Below are 20536 nucleotides of genomic sequence, written 5' to 3'. Positions count from 1 at the left end.
TTATTGTGTTTACATTGTGTTTGCATCATGTTTATCGGTATCAGAATGCGCGCTGGTAAGGCAGAATACCTCTCTCCAGCATCTTCTGGCTACCCAAACTTTGATTGCTGCTTAAGCCACGAAGTTCAACATTGAATGACCATTTGTTGTCATATTCACTGCTGTTGTCCTTCCAGCTGACGATTTTACGTTCATAACCGACATTTACCGCCCAGCAGCAGGTGTTGTATTGGAGGCCAACCAACTGGCTTGCCGGCTGTTTCTCTTTGGTATCGTAATAATACGAACCCACGAACGCCCAACGATCCGCCAGCGGCCAGCTTGCCACCAGCCCGACCTGCGAAATGCCCTGTTGGAATGACGGCGCTTGGCTCCCAAGTGTGGCCTGAATATAGTCGCGGTTAACAAAACGATAATTCAACTGCACCAGACGCTCTGCATCATTGCGGTATTCCACTACCGTATTGCCCATTGCCACACTGTTCAGACGGGTATCGTATTGCAGACCCCCTTTAAATCCCCATGAATCATTGATTTTCCACTCAACATCTCCGGCCCATGTTGTCGCACCCGTACTTTTTTTGGTGTTGAGGATATTTTTGTTTGAGTCTTTAGGGTCAGTATCTTGGGTACGCGGACTTTCAAAGTAGTAGATTTGACCTACGGATAGGCTAAAACGTTCAACTAAATCTTCATCATAAATGCGGGTGGTGATGCCACTGGTAAACTGATTGGCAGATGAAATGCGATCCAGCCCGCTGAAGAAGCGGTCTCGGAACAGCCCGGAATAGTTAGCCTGCAACAGGGAAGAATCGAAGTTGTTAATGTTATCTTGATTCTTATAAGGTACATAAAGGTACTGAACACGGGGTTCCAGTGTCTGAGTGTAATCCTTGTTCATATACATGGTGCGCTCAAACACCATCTTCGCATCGGATTTAAACAGTGGCAGGACACGGTTGACTGTCTTCTCTAGCGCAGAGTTCTGTGTCGTAGCAGGAACATCTTGCTGATAGTGGGTTGCCATCAATTTAAATTCATTATTGAGGCTTGCCCAGCGATTGGAGAGCGGCAGATTGATAGTCGGTTCCACATGCCAACGTGTTGCATCTGGGTAATCTTTGCCTACGCTGGTGAATTTGGCAATTTGAGCGTGGGTTCGGAAATCAAACGGCCCCAGATCATTTTTGTAGTAATTCAGATCAAGTTGAGGCTCTGCACGGTAAGCTTTCCTATCTTTTCCGGCAGTAAAGATCTGGAATTGTTTGCTTGCCAAGGTTGCATCCCAGTTCTGTTGGGCATAGCCAATACTGAATTTCTGGGTGGCATAACCGTCGGTACTGGTGCCGTATTGCGAGGTAAAATCAGTGAAATATTTGGAATCACTGACTTTGGTGTAATCGGCACTGAAACGCCATGCTTGATCGAGTACGCCACTGTGGTTCCAATAGAATAACCAGCGGTTATTGCTCTCCCGATCTGACAGATCCTTATTGAGTTTTTTATCATCTGCATACAGGCGGTCATGCCCAAGCCAATCAAAAGCTACTGTACCGGCTCCGGCTTTTGTTAAGTAACGGAATTCGTTATCCAGCTTAAGACCCCGTTTACTGATCAGATTCGGCGTAATGGTGGCGTCGTAATTCGGGGCAATATTCCAGTAATACGGCAGCTTGAACTGAAAGCCTTCTTTATTGGAGTAGCTGGCATTGGGGATCAGAAAACCAGAACGGCGTTTGTCACCAATGGGAAGTTGCAGGTATGGGCTGTAAAATACCGGCACGTTGGCCACCCTGAAGCGGGCATTCCAGATTTCAGCCACTTCTTCTTTACGGTCGAGGATAACTTCGGAGCCAACAACGCTCCAGCTATCGTTGCCCGGTAGACATGAGGTAAATATCCCGTTATTCAAAATGGTATAGCGGTTTTCATCGCGCACCATCAACTTATCTGCGTTACCGCGCCCTTGACGGCCAACCATCTGGTACTTGCCGTGTTCCATGTCCGTGTCTTTACTGTTCAGGTTAGACCAGGCACGCGGTCCCTTCAAAATAATCTGGGGGTCATCATAGCTAACATTGCCTGTTGCGATCACCGTCCTGACAGGGACTTCATCCTGTGTCTGTTCGAGCCGCACTTTATCGGCTGTCAGCGTTTTATTCCCCTGCTGAATATCAACATTGCCGACGAACTCGACTGCATTGGGATATTCACCGTGTGTATCATCAGACTTAATGTTAATGGGAATTTGGTTGGGATCAGCCGTGATAATGGGTTTATCGTATACAGGTACGCCCAGCATACACTGTGCTGCAAGGTCAGCATGTGCTTGCTGACTGTAAATTGCTGCCCATACCATTGTGGCCAGCAGAGTGGGATAACATTTATTCATAGATAGTTATGCGGTTCCGTCATCAGTGGCATCATGCCGGCAAACGCTCAGAGACTAACGCACTTGATAAATATGCGCCAGAGTAAAGTTAAACTTTACTAATCTTGCTGTTAGGCACGGAGCTTAATGAATAGTATGATAATGCAAAATTGCGCTCAGGGCATTGAGGAATTGAAGAGTATATGCAGTATTGGGGAAAATTATTTGGATTGATATTTGGTATTGCTTCTGGTGCCGGCTTTTGGGGCATTGTAATTGGTCTGTTGCTCGGTCACGTACTTGATAAGGTCAGAATGCGCAATCAAAGACTTTCTGACAAAGGTCCATCCCGGCAGGCGCTGTTTTTTCGCAGCACCTTTCAGGTATTGGGGCATTTGACTAAAGCAAAAGGCCGGGTGACAGAAACGGATATCCAGCTCGCCAGCCAGTTGATGGATAGGATGCAACTGCATGGTGATGCAAGGGTTGCCGCCCAGCAGGCGTTTCGTGAGGGTAAGCAGCCCCAGTTTCCTCTGCGTAAAACACTTCGACAATTGCGACGTGCTTGTTTTGGGCGTTTCGACCTGATTCGGATGTTTTTGGAAATTCAGTTACAGGCTGCGTTTTCAGATGGCGAACTGCATCCGAATGAAAGAATCGTGTTGTTTGTCATTGCTGAAGAACTGGGTATTTCCCGCGCTCAATTTGAGCAGTTCCTCGCCATGATGGAAGGTGGCCGCCATTTTGGTGGGCAATACCAGCAGCATGGCCGTTATCAGGATCATGGGCAGCCGCGGGCGACACTGGCAGATGCCTGCAAGGTGCTGGGTGTTAAGGAACATGACGATGCGACAACCATTAAGCGGGCTTATCGAAAACTGATGAGTGAACATCATCCCGATAAACTGGTGGCAAAAGGTTTACCGCCAGAAATGATGGATATTGCCAAACAGAAAGCGCAGTCCATCCAATCCGCTTATGATTTAATTAAAAAAGAAAAAGGTTTTAAATAACACCTGTCAAAAATCGGCCTTGCATTCAAAATGCATCGGAGTGCCGTAGGCCGGATGAGTAATCGACAACTCTTGTGCATGTAATTGCAGGCGAGGTGCCAGTTCTCTTGCCTGCTGATGAGCATAGAACCTGTCCCCCAGAATGGGATTACCAAGCGCCAGCATATGTACACGTAGCTGATGGGATCGCCCAGTGATGGGAGCAAGCCTGACGCGAGTTGCCTGAGCCTCATATTCCAGTACTTGATACTCTGTCTGTGCCGATTTTCCGGTTTCAAAACAGACCTTTTGCTTCGGGCGGTTCGGCCAGTCGCAGATCAGTGGTAAATCTACCAGACCTTTTTCCGGTTCTAATTTTCCCCATACTCGAGCGATATAGACTTTTTTCGGCTCACGTTCGCGAAACTGACGTTTTAGCTCACGTTCAGCCGCTTTGGTCAGTGCAACAACCATGACACCACTGGTTGCCATATCCAGTCGATGAACAGATTCAGCCGTTGGAAACTCGGCCTGTATCCGCGTCATGATACTGTCCTTATGGTCCTCTGCTTTGCCCGGTACAGAAAGCAACTCACTGGGTTTATTGACAACCATAATGTGCTCGTCTTGATAAAGCACATGTAACCAGGGATCAGTCGGGGGATTATAAGATTCCAGCATAGTGGCTCCAGTTGGGTCGAAAAAATGACGGGGCGGATTCTATCAGCATATGATTTACGGTGTGAGATTAAAATGCAGGGGCATCTCATGGAGATTGCCCCGTATTTCAGGATTGGCTATTTATTAGTGGCTATTTATTGATGAGAAACCACCACCAAGCGAATGGCATCCAGACGCCAGTTTGCCTGATCAAGATTGAGCAGCAAATGCTTATGTTCAGACTCAACCGCTTCCAGCTCATCATCACGGATATTTGGGTTAACCGCTTTCAGCGCTTCCAGCCGTGATAACTCAGCAGACAGCACGTTATCTGCTTCTTTCTTCGCTTTCTCAATCACCTCACGGGCTTGCTGTTCCACCAGCGGTTCAGATTGCTGCAAAATAGCGTGAACTTCTTTTTGCACCGCACTGACCAGTTTACTGGCATTATGGCGATTGATAGCATTTAGCTGGCGGTTGAAACTTTCAAACTCCACTTGAGGTGCCAGATTGGTTCCTTTCAGATCCATTAAGAGGCGCACTGGTGTTGGTGGCAGGAAGCGGGTTAATTGCAGATGTTTCGGCGCTTGGGCTTCAACAACGTAAATTAACTCAACCAACAGCGTTCCGACTGGCAGTGCTTTGTTTTTCAAAATGGAAACGGCACAGCTTCCGGTATCTCCAGACAAAATCAGATCTAAGCCGTTACGGATGATCGGGTGTTCCCAGCTCAGGAATTGGGTATCCTCGCGGGACAGGGCTTTTTCACGATCAAACGTAATTGAGCAACCATCTGCCGGTAAGCCAGGGAAATCCGGCACCAGCATATGATCGGATGGATTCAGGGTAATAATATTGTCGCTGCGATCTTCCTGATTAATGCCAATGATATCGAACAAATTCAGAGCAAAACTCACCAGATCTGTATCGTTATCTTGTGCGGCGATGGTTTCTGCCAGCTTTTGTCCCTGCTCGCCACCGTTGGAATTCATTTCCAGCAGGCGGTCACGACCTTGCTCCAGTTGCTGCCTGAGTTGCTCATGATGCTCACGGCACTCTGTAATGAATGGCGTGAAGCCAGCCTGTTCGTTTGGCTTGGCAAGGAAATTCACCAGAGTTTCATAATATTTGTCATAGATGGGACGACCGGTTGGGCAGGTCTGTTCAAAGGCATTCAAACCCTCGTGATACCAGCGCAGGAGAATCGATTGCGCGGTATTTTCCAGATAAGGTATGCTGATCTTGATATTCCGGCTTTGGCCGATACGATCCAGACGACCGATGCGTTGTTCCAGCAAATCTGGGTTGAAAGGCAGATCAAACATGACAAGCTGGTTAGCAAACTGGAAGTTACGCCCTTCAGAACCAATTTCAGAACAGAGCAGCACTTGCGCTCCTTCATCTTCGGAAGCGAAGTAAGCCGCGGCACGGTCGCGTTCCAGCAGAGATAACCCTTCGTGGAACACGGCACTGCGGATACCTTCACGTTCGCGTAGCACCTGCTCCAGTTGCAGGGCAGTTTCTGCCTTGGCACAGATCACCAGCACTTTTTCATCGCGGTTTGCCAGCAGGAAACCAAGCAGCCATTCCACACGGGGATCGAAGTTCCACCATGTCGCATTTTCGCCTTCAAACTCCTGATAGATCCGCTCCGGGTAGAGCATATCCTTAGCGCGCGCTTCTACGGATTTTTTGGCGCCCATGATTTCAGACACTTTGATTGCCGTCTGATATTGAGCGGGTAATGGCAGCTTGATTTCGTGCAGTTCACGGTGTGGAAAGCCTTTGACGCCGCCGCGGGTATTACGGAACAGCAGGCGGCTAGTACCATGGCGATCCATCAACATAGCGACCAGTTCACGGCGAGCTTTTTCACTCTCTTCATCCTGATGACTGTTTGCCGCTTTCAGCAGAGGTTCAATATCCTGCTCGCTAATCAGTTCGACAATCAGGTTCTGCTGGTCATTGTTCAGCGTTTCGCCAGACAGCAGCAGGGTGACGGCATCAGCGACCGGACGGTACTTCTGCTGTTCATCAATAAACACCTGATAATCGTGGAAACGATTGGGATCGAGCAGACGCAGACGGGCAAAATGGCTTTCCTGTCCTAATTGCTCAGGCGTTGCTGTCAGCAGCAGCACGGATGGGATCTGCTCGGCTAACTCTTCAATGACCTGATATTCGCGACTTGGTGCTTTTTCGCTCCATTCCAGATGATGAGCCTCATCGACGACCATTAAATCCCAACTCGCTTCCAGCAGATGTTCAAAACGCTGTTTATTACGGCGAACAAAATCCAGAGAACAGATAATCAATTGTTCTGTTTCAAATGGATTATCGCTATCGTGCAGGGCTTCGGAATAACGACCATCATCAAACAGGGAAAAGCGCAGGTTGAAACGGCGTAGCATTTCCACCAGCCATTGGTGCTGGAGGCTTTCCGGCACGATGACCAGCACTCGTTCAGCACGACCGGCCATGAGTTGCTGGTGAATAACCATGCCAGCTTCGATGGTTTTACCTAATCCGACTTCATCGGCCAGCAACACACGGGGAGCGTGGCGTTTGCCGACTTCATTGGCAATATGCAACTGGTGAGGGATTAAGCTGGCGCGAATGCCACGCAGCCCACTTTCAGCCAGACGAAACTGCTCACTTTGATGTTTACGGGCGCGAAAACGCAGCGCAAAGCGATCCATTCGGTCAATCTGACCGGCAAACAGACGATCCTGTGGCTTATTAAACGTCAGCTTACTATCCAGAAAAACTTCCCGTAGGGTGATATTTTCCTCTTCAGTATCCAGACGAGTACCGATATAGATTAGCAGGCCATTATCTTGCTGAACTTCATCGACCTTAAGTTTCCAGCCTTCATGACTGGTCAGGGTATCGCCCACATTAAACATAACGCGGGTAATGGGTGAATCATTGCGTGCGTAAAGGCGGTTTTCTCCGCTGGCAGGGAAAAGCAACGTCACCATGCGCGTATCAAGCGCTACGACCGTTCCTAATCCAAGTTCGCTTTCTGTATCGCTTATCCAGCGTTGACCAAGGGTAAATGGCATAAATTTTGGCTCAGTTTTCTGTTAGACAATGTTATTTATGGTTGCAGGATGGCTGCTTTTGTTGGATATCGATCATCATTGGTTATCGATAGGGATAGTTTTCAACGACACTTTTCATCACTCGTTTTTTGGAAACGAGGTCGTAAAAGCACCATTGCCCATTAGAGGGGCGATATGTTAATTCAAGCGGAGCAAGCCGTCACCTGCAAAAGTATCCATTATTCGAAAGATATGCACATCTGCCCTGTCAGCAGGGTCATAAAGTGATCTTGAAGAAATGGCAGGATGGCGTCTGCAATCGGCATCAGCTGTTTATTAATGTAGTGTTCGTAATCCGGCAGCGCGGTCTGGTTTTCCAGTGGCTCAGGCCCTGATTGTGTGATGAGGTAGCTGATCCAACCGCCATTTTGGTATTGCAATGGGCGATTGTTCTGCTGGTTATATTCATCCGCCAGACGTGCTGCCCGGACATGGGGCGGAACATTACGCTGATAATCAGACAGTTTGCGACGTAGCTGTTTGCGGTAAATGAGGCGGTCATCGAATTTTCCCGCCAGCGTGTTGGCAACGTAATCACGGATATAATCTTGGTAAGGCTTCTGGTGAAAAATAAGGGTATACAGTTCATTCTGGAAAATCTGCGCAAGCGGTGTCCAATCCGTTCTTATTGTTTCCAGCCCTTTGAAAATCATCTTATCGCCACTCAATCCGGCATAGCGTTTTTTACTGCCTTGTTCAGTGCCTCTCACGGTTGGCATGAGAAAACGTCGATAATGGGTTTCAAATTCCAGTTCCAGTGTGCTTTCAAGATTGAACTGCGTTTTGAGATGGCTTTGCCACCATTGATTGACAAATTGCGCCAGCGAATGGCCTATTTGACGGGCTTCTGCTTCAGAATGAGGGTGCTTCAGCCAGATAAAAGTCGAGTCCGTATCGCCATAAATCACCTGATATCCTTGTGACTCAATCAATTCACGGGTCTGGTGCATGATTTGGTGCCCGCGCAGGGTAATAGAGGAAGTCAGGCGGGGATCAAAAAAGTGGCAGCCTGACGCACCCAATACGCCATAAAACGCATTCATGATAATTTTCAGAGCTTGGGAGAGCGGGGCGTTTTGTTGCTTTTTGGCTTTGTCACGTTCATGCCAGATTTGCGTGACAATATCAGGTAAACAGTGTTGAGTACGAGAGAAAAACGCTTGCCGAAAACCGGGTATGGCATGTTCACTATCGGGCTGGGCGAGGCCTTCTACCATGCCCACGGGATCAATCAGAAAAGTGCGAATAATAGAAGGATAGAGGCTCTTGTAATCCAAAACCAGCACTGAATCATACAGCCCCGGAAACGAATCCATCACAAAACCGCCGGGGCTATCACCGGAGTCAGTTGCATGAACGGGAGCGACATAGCCGATACGGTGCATTCTCGGCAGATAAAGGTGCGTGAACGCAGCCACTGATCCTCCGCTGCGATCCACTGCCAGCCCTGTCACTGTAGCGCGCTCCAACAGGAACGCCATCAAATCCGTCTTATCAAAAATACGGTTGACCAGAATACAGTCCTGCAAATTATAGTGGGCGAGGGCGGGTTTATCCTCCTGAAAGCGGCGATTGATTTCATCCATCCGATCGTAGGGGCTATCAATGGCTTTTCCTTCTCCCAATAACGTCTGTGCGACAGATTCAAGACTGAACGAAGGAAAATTCCACGTTGCGGTTTTCAGTGCATCAATGCCATCAATAATCAGGCGGCCTTCAGCCGAGGCGAAAAAATGCCCCGGCTTGAAACCGTGCTCCCGCCATTCCAGCAAACCATGATGACGACCGAGTTTCAGCGGCACGTTATAGCGTTCGGCATGTTTCTGTAATACTTTTAAATCAAACTGGATCAGACTCCAGCCAATAATGGCATCGGGATCGTAAAATGCTATCCATTCGTTTAGCTTTTCCAGCATCTGCGGACGGCTGGTGACATACTCCAGCTTGAAATCCCTGTCTTGCCTGCTTCCGTTTTCTGGCCCCAGCATAAACACCGTTTGCTCACCGCAACCCGCCAATCCGATGGAATACAGCTCCCCATGCTGGCTGGTTTCAATATCCAGTGAAACCCATTTCAGCTTAGGGCGATAAGTGGGATTCGGTTTCATTTGATAGCTGCCATCCGGTTTCTGATTGAACCAGACGGGCGCGGTAATAAAACGCTCCATCATAAATCGGTCAGGTGGGCGGATATCGGTTTCGTAGAGCGGAATATCCTGTTCTTTCAGCGCTTTTTCCAGCTGTTGCAATTGACGATATTGCAGGCAATATAAGGCAGTAACAGGTTGGCGATTGAAATCTTTCAACGGCAGAGGTTTGAATTCACAACGCTGTTCTTGGCCGATAATCCGCTTGGCCTTCTGCAAATCATGCTGGGGAATAAAAGCCACCGCTTTTTGGTGAGAAATAGTGATGCGGCGTGCACCCTGATCCGTCGCTAGCCAATAAATTAACTCAATACCGGATGGCGTATCTTTCCAGTGACGGGTGAGTATAAAACCTTGTTCAACATGCTTTTTTTGCATAATATTTCTGCAGCTGTTTTGGTGTTGAGGGCAAAGAGCCGCCTCTACATTGTGATGAATAGTCGTCTAAACTATAGCAGTTGCAGTGGTTATTTATACAGTGGTTTATTTGAGCCTGTACCCGATTTGGGTCATTTCCATTAAAGGTGGCTATTCAGATGGCCCCCGAATTCAATATTGTTTTAATGACCTGTAAGTTAAGCAACTAAACGTTGCTTAACTTACAGGTCATTAAATGTATTCTTTTGGATGACTGATATCAATTAATTGAGGGATTTTAACACCATTTGAGCGGCTAAGAACCGTGCTTTTCAAAGAACCAATAACGTCTTTATTGACAACTCTTACCGTTGGACTAACTGCAATGTGTGTCTGTAGAGCATCAACGATATGATTTGCTATAGAATCATCTGAACAGTTTAAACCTTCTTTAGGTTCTACCCACAATTCTGACTGCTCCCGATCCAGATCATCTTTGTAACGTACGACTATTGTGTTGGAAGCAAGACCACTTTTCTCAGCGATATTGAGAATTAATTCTGGATAGATAGTTTGGCCTTTAACCTTTAACTGGTGATCAACGCGCCCGACAATAGCACCTAACCGAGCACCTGAACGCCCACAATGACAGGGTGAATGGTCTAACCAACTGGCGATATCTCCTGTTGCATATCTTACAGCGGCAAAACCTCTAGGTTGTGTGAGTGTGGTGACGACGACTTCCCCTGAATGACCCTTCTCAGCAGGCTTCCCTGTTTCGGGATCGATGAGTTCGACATAGACATAATCATCGTTAATATGAAAACCATTGTGATACGTACATTCATGGCCTATTGAACCTATTTCACTACACCCGTATTCGTTAAGCATTTCTTCAAATCCCCAAATATCTTTAACTTTTTGCGATGTTGCAGTCAGATTATTGTTCGAATCAAAAGAAGCACAAGCACCTAAATAAGCATATTTGGGCAACATACTCTTATCTGGGAAAGTGTTGCCGAGGGACTCAGCAATATCAATCAGAACAAGAGGATTACCTACGATAAACTGTGGATTATGGTGTTCCATAATGCTTAAGATTCTACTACTTCGTTGAGGAGAACACCTGAAAACACCCACTCCGATATTTTTAGCGGCTTGCCAAACTAACGGGCCCAAAGTGAACATATCATTGTTACTGAGTAACTGAATCATACGATCACCTTGCTTCGCACCTAATTCACGCAGTACGCGAGCCACAGAGTCCACCCAGATTTGTTCCTGCAAACGGTGTACGGGAATATCAACGGGACGGCCTGTCGTCCCTGAGGAACTCACAAAGTCAGTAGCATCTCCATATTCAATAAGCCTATTCCAGTGATCCCGAATATCGGATTTTCTAGTCAAAGGAAGAGTATGAAATAATCCCTCATCAATGAGATGATGGATATCAGATATATTTATTCCCCAGTAAGATTGATAGAATTCACGTCTAAGTGCGTATTCGATTATGAGTTTTAATTTTTTAATGTTCATAGGTAACGTTTATTAATAATAATTTAGTTGTAGCATCGCTTTTTCAGCTTGCCTTCAGTAATCATTTAAACACAGTTAAAATAAATCGATGTCACAGTGAGAGATATTTTACTCCAAATACTCATACAGAACATTCACTAGAAGAAAACGTTAAAATAGGATCTGATTTATTTAGATGATGAGTAAATTTAAAGTATGAACACTCCGCTTTTTCGGGAGGATTACTCTTTTATCTGAACAAATCAAATCTTCAATCATGATAAGTTGTCCTTATGTTATTTTTATAAATGGCGTTGTGGGTTTATTTGTTTTTTACGATTTAATACTGTAGACAGCCCCAACAGAGAAATAGATGCAATGACACAGGGAATTAACAAGGTCATCAGGATCTCTCGATAATCTAACCCTATCTGTATGAGCCATGCTCCAAGCATAGCGCCCAATATTCCGCCTGCACGGCCAATCCCAAGCATCCACGATACCCCTGTGGCTCGGGAAGTTGTCGGGTAGTGAAGTGAAGCGATTGTTCCCATGGATGCCTGTGCGCTGTTCATTGTTGTTCCAGCGAAGAGGATTAAGGCACCTAAACTAATAATGTCATCAACATAGCCAATTGCAAGTAACAGAATACCCGTCATAAAATAGTTAAATGAGACGATTTTATGGGGCGACAATTTATCCATGATAAGGCCTGATATCACCGTACCAACTCCACCACCTAAAGGAAATAACGCGGCCAGAATAGCGGCATAACTTAAGTTAAATCCAGCGTCTTTGATAAGTATGGGCATCCAATTTGTGACGACATAGAAAATCAATAGCCCCATAAAATAGGCGTTCCAAAGAAGTAACGTCGATGCTAAATACCCAGGTGATAAAATTTCATGAATAGGTTTGTTTTCTTTTTTTTGGCTAGCACCTAATGTGAAAGAACTAATGTTTTTATAATTGTCACCGATTAGTTTTTTACAGATTTTCTTAATTTTTTCTTCTGATTGACCTTTATTCATTAAGAATAAAATTGATTCAGGGAGAATAAAAATGATCGGTATAGTCAAAAGTACCGGGATAACACCTCCGAGGATTAACATACTTTTCCAACCAAATGCAGGGATCATATAGGAACCTAGCATCCCTCCCATGGCTGCACCGAAAGGAAAACCACAAAATACAGAGTTAACCATCAGTGATTTGCGTTTTTCAGGTGCATATTCAGAAATCAGCGTTAAGGCATTAGACATAGCAGCTCCAATGCCTATTCCGGTTAACAGACGCCAGACTGATAGCTCATTAATAGTTGTGGAAAATATTGTTGAAATACTACAAATACCGAATATGAAAACTGAGATGACAATGACGGGCTTACGTCCCAATTTGTCTGAAACAGGGCCTGATATAACAGCGCCTATTGCCAGACCAATCAGGGCTGAACTCATCGCTATTCCAAGATCAGTTTTTGAAATTCCCCAATGATCAACGATGGCTGGCGCAATGTAACCGATCAATGCGGTGTCGAAGCCATCTAAGATAAGGATACACAAACACAGCAGCAATATTTTGACATGTAAAGGAGACATTTTAGTAAACCGGATTGCATCTCTGACATCCAATTTTATTGTATGATTCATAGTGTTACTGACCAATATACTCAAAGAGATATAAAAAGGGACTTTAACAGCCCCTTTGTAGTTTTAAGGTTAACTTTCAATTTCAAATTGGCGTTTAGCTCGGCGTGAGTCATTGTGATCATACGTAGGGACTTTGAACTTACGCAGTTGCTCAACAGTTGTCGGTTCTGCCTCACTAATTGGCTTATCGCCACCGACAGTGATACGTTCCATGTAACGATGATGCGGATAGTAGTCATGAACCGCAGCATGCTGCACAGAACGGTTATCCCACATCACTAACATTTTTGGTTTCCACTGGTGACGATATTGATACTCAAGTACAGATGTCGCATTAAATAATTGTGCCAGTAATGCGTCACTATCCCGTTGATCCATATTTTTGATGTAACGAGTGTAATGCGGGTTAACAAATAGCGTTTTCTTCTGCGTGCTAGGATGGATTCGAACAACAGGGTGAGCGATCGGCGGGTACTCTAACTCTTTTCTCTGCAATAATTGTCGCCCTTTTTCCGTATCAGGGAACAGGTATTTGTATGATGCAAAATCATGTACCGCTTCCAACCCTCGGATGAAGTCTTGAGTTTTTGTTGAGAGAAAATCATAGGCGGTAGTCATACTGCTGAAACAGGTATCGCCGCCTATTTCAGGAACAATCCTCGAATAGAGCATTGTTGCCATAGGTGGGCAAAGCTTATAGGTTTCATCTGAGTGCCAACGGTCTGTTAACACGGGCGGGTTACCATCCTTATAATCAAAGACGATTAATTCTGGATTCTTTTCACTGTTCTCAGCAAAAGGATGTACGGTCAGTGGACCGAAATATCGACCTAAGCGCATTAAATCTTCTGATGTTAGATCTTGCTCAGGAAATACTAACACTTCATGCGCTTCCAAATCTGACCGAATAGCCTTAACCATCTCATCATCTAATGGCCCATTCAGATCAATGCCACGTATTTCAGCACAGAAATATGGGCTCAGTTTGCGTATGGTGTATTTATTTTTATCACTCACTTTGTTTTATCTCCAGAAATGTCGCTTATAGTTGTAAGTCCAGAACCTTTTTCTACTTTATTCACTATTGGTTTTTTCATTGCTGCAATAAATAAGATGGTCGAGCACACTGCCATAGGAAGAAATACATAACTTGGGTTCCCGGATATATCCCATGACAGCCCACTAATCACGGGTGTGATAACTGCGCAGGTATAACCCACTGTCAGCATCAATGATGTCGTTCGATGTACTTCATGTGGTTCACTGATCATACTGGGTAATCCCAGCATCAGTATTAAAACGATTGAAGAGAAAAATCCGATAAATGCTGATAAAACAACTATATACTCAGTGCCAAAATACATAATGCCACTTAAAGAAGCAACCAGACCTATCCCTGATAGTAAGTATGGGTATCGTGCTTTCGCTACTGTAGTTCCTGCCATCATAAGAATAATAGAGGCTGGGATCTGACCCAAATTCAACGCGATTAACGAAGAAGAGGTGAGATCTTCAAAATTAGTCTCATGCAGGTAGCGTGGAATAAAAAAGTTGGTTGCAAAATACGTTGCATTTACACACCCCATCATTAGACCCAACTTCCATAAAAGAGGATTATTCCAGTCAGGCATCCATTTGGCACTTTTGTTGATCAATGGCGCTATTTTGTTTTTAGTTTTAGGTGCTGCGATATACACAAGAATTGCGATGATGATTGACACCACAGCCCAAAATACATACGTCAGACGCCAAGAGCCCAACATAGGCAGCAAAATTGACTTTGTTACAGAGACCGGAATAACTTCGCCCCCAAGGAGAAGGCCATTGATGTAGATAGCCGTTGCAAACACAACGTGTTTTGGAAACCAATCCTTCACGATAGAAGGTAGGGCTGGCTGCATAAAAGCAACGCCCAATCCTGTCAGAATGGTTGTCGCGTACATCGCAATCACATCATCTGCTGCGCCGCGAAGTGCAGATCCTAAACCGGTAATCAGTAAGCCAATGATAAGTGTTTTCACTGCACCCGTTCGTGCAATTAATAATGCTCCCAGAATTGCAGCCCCGGCAAACAGAACTGCGGGTAACCCAGAAATAACACCAACCTGAGTTTCCGTTAACTCTAGTTCCTTATGTATGTCAGAAATGATTGGAGGGGTGGCTAGGATGGTCAAACGCATCCCAGCTCCTGCTAACCATAGTAAAAAGAGGTTCACAAGAGTTCTGGCTGACCAAAATCCTTGTGCTTCTGTGTGCTTTGCATACATTGTCTTACCATTACGTTATGAGTTAATAGAAGTGGCTTTTTCTCACTGTTTTTAGATCACTTGCATCTCACGAAATGACGCAATTTCGTCGTCATTAAAACCAAGGTAATTTTTTAATAGATTACCCGTGTGTTGGCCGTGTTCGGGAGCTGGGGTGCGAACAGCATCAAAGTCAGGGAAAGCACTTAAGTGCATGGGTTGACCTACCAATGTCAAATCACCTAAGTGTGGATGATTAATCGGGCACTTCATGTTCAAATAGTTCATTTGTGGATCGGACATCGCTTGTGCAATGTCATAAACATAACCGCTTGGTATTCCACCCGCATTTAACATTTGTATCAGTTGCTTACTCTCATACTTGATCGTCGCAGCTTCAATTTCGCTCATGAGCTGTTTTCTGTGTATTGAGCGACTGTGGATATCTGAGTATTGAGGATTTGAGTAAATCATCGGTATATCAAGAAGATGGCATAGTATTTTAAACTTATCATCTTCTGCGGCTGCGATATTTATCTCACCATCTTTAGTTTTTACGATCCCAGTAGGCATTAACGTAGGATGGTCGTTTCCCATCAATTCAGGTGTTTTTCCATCCGCAAGCCAGCGAGCGACTTGAAAGTCCATAATCGCCAATGTTGATTCAAGAAGAGATGTGTATACCCACTGCCCTTCACCTGTTTTCTCCCGGTGATAGAGTGCGAGTAGTACTGCTTGTGCGAGGTTCATTCCCGCGCTGACATCTGCAATAGCGGCACCTGTTCTTAGTGCGCCACTTTCTTTAGTCCCTGTCACAGACATAAGCCCTGACATACCCTGTACGATTTGATCGACCGCAGGACGGGAGCGATAAGGACCCTCTTGCCCGAATCCACTTATGCTGCCACATATAATACGAGGATTAATCTTCTTCAAAGACTCGTAATTGACACCTAAGCGAAATTTAACGTCAGGCCTGAAATTTTCCAGCACGACATCCGCTTTGCGAACCAAACGCTGGAGAATCTGCTGACCTTGCTCTGTTTTCAGATTGACTGATAAGCTTTTTTTATTTCTGTGAAGGTTTTGATAGTCAAATCCTTCACGGGAGCCTCCCATACTGTCACCTTGATCGGTAGGTTCCTCAATTTTAATAATTTCAGCTCCCCAGTCACCCAATAATCGAGATGTCACTGGACCCGCTCGATGCCGTGTTAAATCAATAACAACAATGCCCGACAAGGGTAAAAAATCCATCTTAGTCCTCACTTGATTGTATAGGCCTGATATTTAAATTGGATATACAATTGAATCAGTAATGATGTCTGGTGTACAAATACAGAGACGTTCCTTAAATAAGGCAACATTATCTTGGTATTCGATGATGTCTTTAGTAGTACCGCTGACCAATAACTTATTTTCCTGACCGCAAATACTTTCATGAATGGCAAATGTTGTCAGTACGTGGGCGAGTATCTTGTTCCCATCATGGTTAACTTCCGTCAGCAATATGTTAGAGACTATTCGCTGCTGTACTCTGTCTCTAAAGTAAATAGAGCCAGATAAAGCGGATGCCCGGTCTTTTGCCATATTCTTACCTTCACAATAAACAAAACAGAGATCCCATCCGTTATCGATATTTTGTTTCGAGGTAACCCGATATATACAGTCATCAGTTAAATAGGATGCCCAATTATTTAAGCGTTTTGCATCTAAGTCTCTGTTGTACAGGCTGTATAATCTGTTAATAGCAAACCAAATTTCAAAATCATTATGGTCATTCAAGGTTCATAACTCCTCGATAGTACTTGTAGAAACCACGGATAGCTGACTCCGTCATCATATGGTCTTCACTAGATTCACCCACGCCAGCTTCTAGAACGATCTCAGAATCAGGTGAGCCTTTTGCGCCTTCCTGAGTAACAGCTAAAATCTCATTGTCATCGATAGTCACTAACCCTGAAGGACCGAGTAGATTTGCTTGCAATAGCCTGCGCTTGGTCAGTTCTTCAGGTTCATCTTCATAACCAAAGAAAGTCCAGATTTTGATGCAACTATCTGTACCATCAGGGATAACGTGGCGCATAGCTAAACAATTTAGCTGTTGTAACAGAATGAGGTTTGGAAATAGGGTCATAATTGCCCCCGTACCGTGCTCATACTCCCGTTGATGATCAATCAATCTCGGATCCAACAACGATAATTCTGTTTTTTTCTCAGCCTTTTTTTCCGTTTCCGCTTTGGTAAAAGACGCGGTTGATACCAGCACGCTACTTTTGCCTGAAGAACACACTTTGACACTGGTTTTCTGATCTGAGCGCCAGATACCGAAGTTTTTAAAGAATGAATGTAAGAGCGCAGCGTGGAATGGGTCTTTTACATTCTCTATTTGCAGTTTCCAGTTGCAATTGACCTTATGCTGCATTTTCCCGATAACTTTCAGTTTCCGGCCATTACATACACGATCGAAGTATGAGAGCATAACGGGATCTAGATACGTATCAAATGGCTCAATATCATATGAGAAGCTGGCAAATACGACCCCGTGCCGTTCGGTGACATTGAGTGCTTGCAGACTGTGTTCTGTCGAATGAAAAAACTCAGACATCCCGCCTTTTCCATCAATACCTTTCCTAAAAGGCATGCCGGAGAATTTACCTTCTAAACTGAAAGCCCACTCATGATAAGGGCATACGAGTACCGTGGTGTTGCCCTTTTGATTATGGCAAATCTTTGCGCCTCTATGAGGGCAACGGTTTACGAATACATTCAACGTTCCTTTCCGATCACGGATTAAAATGACAGGAACATCGCCGACAAATGTTTGTATGTAATCACCGGGCTTTTCAACTTCTGAAGAAAGTCCTACATAGTTCCATGTATTACCACGGAAAATATTGCTGAGTTCTTTTTCATATACATGGTTACATGTATATACTTTGGAAGGCACCCTACGGGTGCCCTTTTTAGACCATTGCAGGGGCATCAACCAACTCCTGACATTCGTCTTCTGTTAGTTCTTCCGAAGCACGGTTCTCATAGACGGTTAAATCGGCAATACGTGACATTACCGTCATCAGCATTGCCCAACCTTTGTTCTGGATTTCGAACAGAGGTTTTCCGTCTTTGATATCGCACTTAGAGATGAATTCATAACCCATACGTACGTGCTCATCGTCGAGAACACTATGAACATCAAAATGGGTTTTAGTGGTGGAGCCATCCATAACCGGCTTAACGTGCTTGTAGAAGAAAGTTGCAGAGGCTTCAACAACTAAGTGAACCAAGACAACTTTTTCTAATTCGGTTGCAGTACTCATCTTATAAGTAAACCATGAACTGGCTGCTTCAAGAATGGGATCAAATACAGGTTCAAAATCTACCCGGCCATTTTTGAGATCACGATTATGACCAAGCTCTTCTTCCAGATGAGACATGGTAATTTCTTCAAAAGTAGAGTCGTTCAATGTTGTTGCACGAGCTAATACCATTTTTTGGAAATAATCAGACCAAACCTGGAAGCAATCGAGGAACTTTTTCTTTGTCTGTGTTTTTTTCAGCAGGCCACGATTGACCAAAGCGAAAAGTTTGTGTTTATCGAAACGCTCCATGTAAATTTCATTACGGGTAAATAGCTGTTCAGCAACGGTATTACCAAGGATGGTGTTGACTTGCTCAGGATGGAAAGTAGCCCAAGGGTCAGTAAAATCTTCATAAAGACCACGAGAATCAAACTGAATAGATAAGCCCCAAAAACCATTTGGGTGGCCACCTTTGAAACCATGAAGGTGACCTGGGGGCACGAGGAGTGCATCACCCGCGTCCATGGCAGCTTGAACATCTCCTGTTGATTCGGCAGAGCCTTCGCAAAGTAAGATCATTGATTCTACCGGGTGGATATGTGGTTCTAATTCTTCACCCGCTTCAAGGCGAACCCATGCCATTGATATACGGTTATCATCCGGTAAAAAATCGAGTAATTGTTTATTCTTCATGAAATCTTTCACGTGCCCTAGCCAATGCTCGACACCATTCACCTCAATAGTGTGAATAGATGGAATATAATCTCTCTTCACTAATGTCACATTAGATAATTTCTTCATTTTTTTATTCTCAATAAATACATTTTTGTGTGTGTAGTACCGTTTTGTAAGATAGATGACTTTAGATGCATTGTTAATTATTTAATTGTCATTATTATTTTTTTTCTTGGTGTGGTTCACATATTTCACATTAATACGGAATTGACTATTTTGTTTTTCTAATGTAATGAAATTTAATGAATTCAATCAATTGATTGATTTTTTATTCTGACATTTTTTATATATTTACGGGTATATATCGTGAATTGATTTATTAACAATAAGTAATGATTTTTATATGAAACTTAATTTATGAGTGATTGGTATTGTTTCATTTAAAAATAATTTCATTTATTTATTTATTTATTTATTTCTTTTGAATTATGAGGAGTAAACTTACAGATATGATTAGATGAAGTTGGAATTATTGGTCTAATCCAGTAAATGTTATTAATTATAGCGCCTATGGTTATTGTGAAAAATAAAATAATATAGAGTTTTTCGTGACGATAATGGGAATAAATATTTCAGATGACTCAGATAGAAATATAGTAATATTGGTATTTCTATATTTCTATATTTCTATATTTCTATATTTATTATTAATTAGTCAATAATGCAGAGTATATCTATATCCTGAAACAGTTCTATACGTGTAATCTTGGCTTTTATAGAGACATTATGCTTTATGTCGAGGAGGGTAAGCAGAAGCAGGTGAAAAAATAGTGATGCGAAAGGCTTATAATGTAGAACATTGAGTTAAAAAATCCATAGCCAGACTGTTCGTTCAATTGAAAAACTGAAGAGGAGAATAGCATATGCAAAAAGTCACCATCATTACGGGCGGCTCCCGTGGTATCGGTAAGGCAACGGCGCTTTGTCTGGCACAACAGGGGCATCATGTCTGTATTGGTTATCGCAGCCGCGAAGATGAGGCTGATGAAGTCGTGGATATTCTGCGTGGCTTCGGTCAGTCGGCGATGGCAGTGCGGGTGGATGTGACTGATGAAAAGCAGATCATGGCGCTGTTCCAACGGACGGAAAAAGAATGGGGTTATATTTCCGGGTTAGTGAACAATGCCGGGGTCTTAAAGCCTCAGGCGACTATCGAACAGTTAACGGCAGAACGATTAAATACAATTTTCGCGACCAATGTAACAGGCTATTTTCTCTGTGCTCGTGAAGCGGTAAAAAGAATGGCTTTTCGTCATGGTGGGCGAGGGGGAGCGATTGTGAATGTTTCCTCGGCGGCTGCAAGATTGGGTTCTCCTCATGAATATATAGATTATGCGGCATCGAAAGGGGCTGTTGATACGTTGACAATTGGGCTGGCTCAAGAAGTTGCAGCACAAGGAATTAGGGTGAATGCAGTTCGTCCTGGGTTCATCTATACCGGCATGCATGCAGATGGAG

Annotated in this window: 14 protein-coding genes; 2 read left to right on the top strand and 12 right to left on the bottom strand. The window is 44.2% G+C overall.

Annotation, left to right across the window (positions count from 1 at the left end; all coding sequences use genetic code 11):
* Positions 1-40 precede the first annotated feature (40 nt).
* Positions 41-2392 (bottom strand): LPS assembly protein LptD, encoded by a 2352-nt coding sequence (gene lptD / locus PSI22_RS11310; protein WP_273579834.1) that lies wholly within the window; start codon positions 2390-2392, stop codon positions 41-43.
* 182 nt (positions 2393-2574) lie between these two features.
* Here lptD and djlA point away from each other — a divergent pair, with 182 nt between their 5' ends.
* Positions 2575-3384: a co-chaperone DjlA gene (gene djlA, locus PSI22_RS11305; RefSeq protein WP_273579833.1), complete on the top strand. Its 810-nt coding sequence runs from the start codon at positions 2575-2577 to the stop codon at positions 3382-3384.
* A gap of 6 nt (positions 3385-3390) precedes the next feature.
* Here djlA and rluA read toward each other — a convergent pair whose 3' ends face one another.
* The 11 genes from rluA to PSI22_RS11250 form a co-directional block, all read right to left on the bottom strand.
* Entirely contained in the window at positions 3391-4044 is a 654-nt protein-coding gene (gene rluA / locus PSI22_RS11300; RefSeq protein WP_273579832.1) for a bifunctional tRNA pseudouridine(32) synthase/23S rRNA pseudouridine(746) synthase RluA, read from the bottom strand.
* 134 nt (positions 4045-4178) lie between these two features.
* Positions 4179-7088: an RNA polymerase-associated protein RapA gene (rapA, locus tag PSI22_RS11295; RefSeq protein ID WP_273579831.1), complete on the bottom strand. Its 2910-nt coding sequence runs from the start codon at positions 7086-7088 to the stop codon at positions 4179-4181.
* Positions 7089-7306: 218 nt separating this feature from the next.
* Complete coding sequence (locus PSI22_RS11290) at positions 7307-9652, bottom strand: DNA polymerase II (RefSeq protein ID WP_273579830.1); 2346 nt, start codon at positions 9650-9652, stop codon at positions 7307-7309.
* A gap of 231 nt (positions 9653-9883) precedes the next feature.
* Positions 9884-11167, bottom strand: coding sequence for a phenylacetate--CoA ligase family protein (locus PSI22_RS11285; RefSeq protein ID WP_273579829.1), 1284 nt, complete (start codon positions 11165-11167; stop codon positions 9884-9886).
* Between the two features lie 281 nt (positions 11168-11448).
* The gene (locus PSI22_RS11280) at positions 11449-12744 is read right to left on the bottom strand and encodes an MFS transporter (RefSeq protein ID WP_273579828.1); all 1296 of its coding nucleotides are present in this window, start codon (positions 12742-12744) and stop codon (positions 11449-11451) included.
* Positions 12745-12864: 120 nt separating this feature from the next.
* Entirely contained in the window at positions 12865-13812 is a 948-nt protein-coding gene (locus PSI22_RS11275; RefSeq protein WP_273579827.1) for a TauD/TfdA dioxygenase family protein, read from the bottom strand.
* A complete protein-coding gene (locus PSI22_RS11270) occupies positions 13809-15062 on the bottom strand; it encodes an MFS transporter (RefSeq protein WP_273579826.1) in 1254 nt (417 codons plus the stop codon). The genes PSI22_RS11275 and PSI22_RS11270 overlap by 4 nt, the downstream gene beginning before the upstream one ends.
* A 51-nt stretch (positions 15063-15113) precedes the next feature.
* Positions 15114-16298: a CaiB/BaiF CoA transferase family protein gene (locus tag PSI22_RS11265; RefSeq protein WP_273579825.1), complete on the bottom strand. Its 1185-nt coding sequence runs from the start codon at positions 16296-16298 to the stop codon at positions 15114-15116.
* Positions 16299-16331: 33 nt separating this feature from the next.
* Positions 16332-16826 (bottom strand): nuclear transport factor 2 family protein, encoded by a 495-nt coding sequence (locus tag PSI22_RS11260; protein WP_273579824.1) that lies wholly within the window; start codon positions 16824-16826, stop codon positions 16332-16334.
* A complete protein-coding gene (locus tag PSI22_RS11255) occupies positions 16819-18027 on the bottom strand; it encodes an aromatic ring-hydroxylating dioxygenase subunit alpha (RefSeq protein ID WP_273579823.1) in 1209 nt (402 codons plus the stop codon). Before PSI22_RS11255 ends, PSI22_RS11260 begins: the two co-directional genes overlap by 8 nt.
* Complete coding sequence (locus PSI22_RS11250) at positions 18008-19144, bottom strand: cupin domain-containing protein (RefSeq protein ID WP_273579822.1); 1137 nt, start codon at positions 19142-19144, stop codon at positions 18008-18010. The genes PSI22_RS11255 and PSI22_RS11250 overlap by 20 nt, the downstream gene beginning before the upstream one ends.
* Before the next feature lie 797 nt (positions 19145-19941).
* Here PSI22_RS11250 and PSI22_RS11245 point away from each other — a divergent pair.
* The coding region (locus tag PSI22_RS11245) for an SDR family NAD(P)-dependent oxidoreductase (RefSeq protein ID WP_273579821.1) at positions 19942-20536 on the top strand (595 nt) is incomplete at its 3' end.

The organism is Xenorhabdus aichiensis, assembly GCF_028598775.1.
Lineage (GTDB): Bacteria > Pseudomonadota > Gammaproteobacteria > Enterobacterales > Enterobacteriaceae > Xenorhabdus > Xenorhabdus bovienii.
Note: the sequence above shows the minus strand (reverse complement) of the source record. Positions and strands in the feature narration are given on the sequence as shown.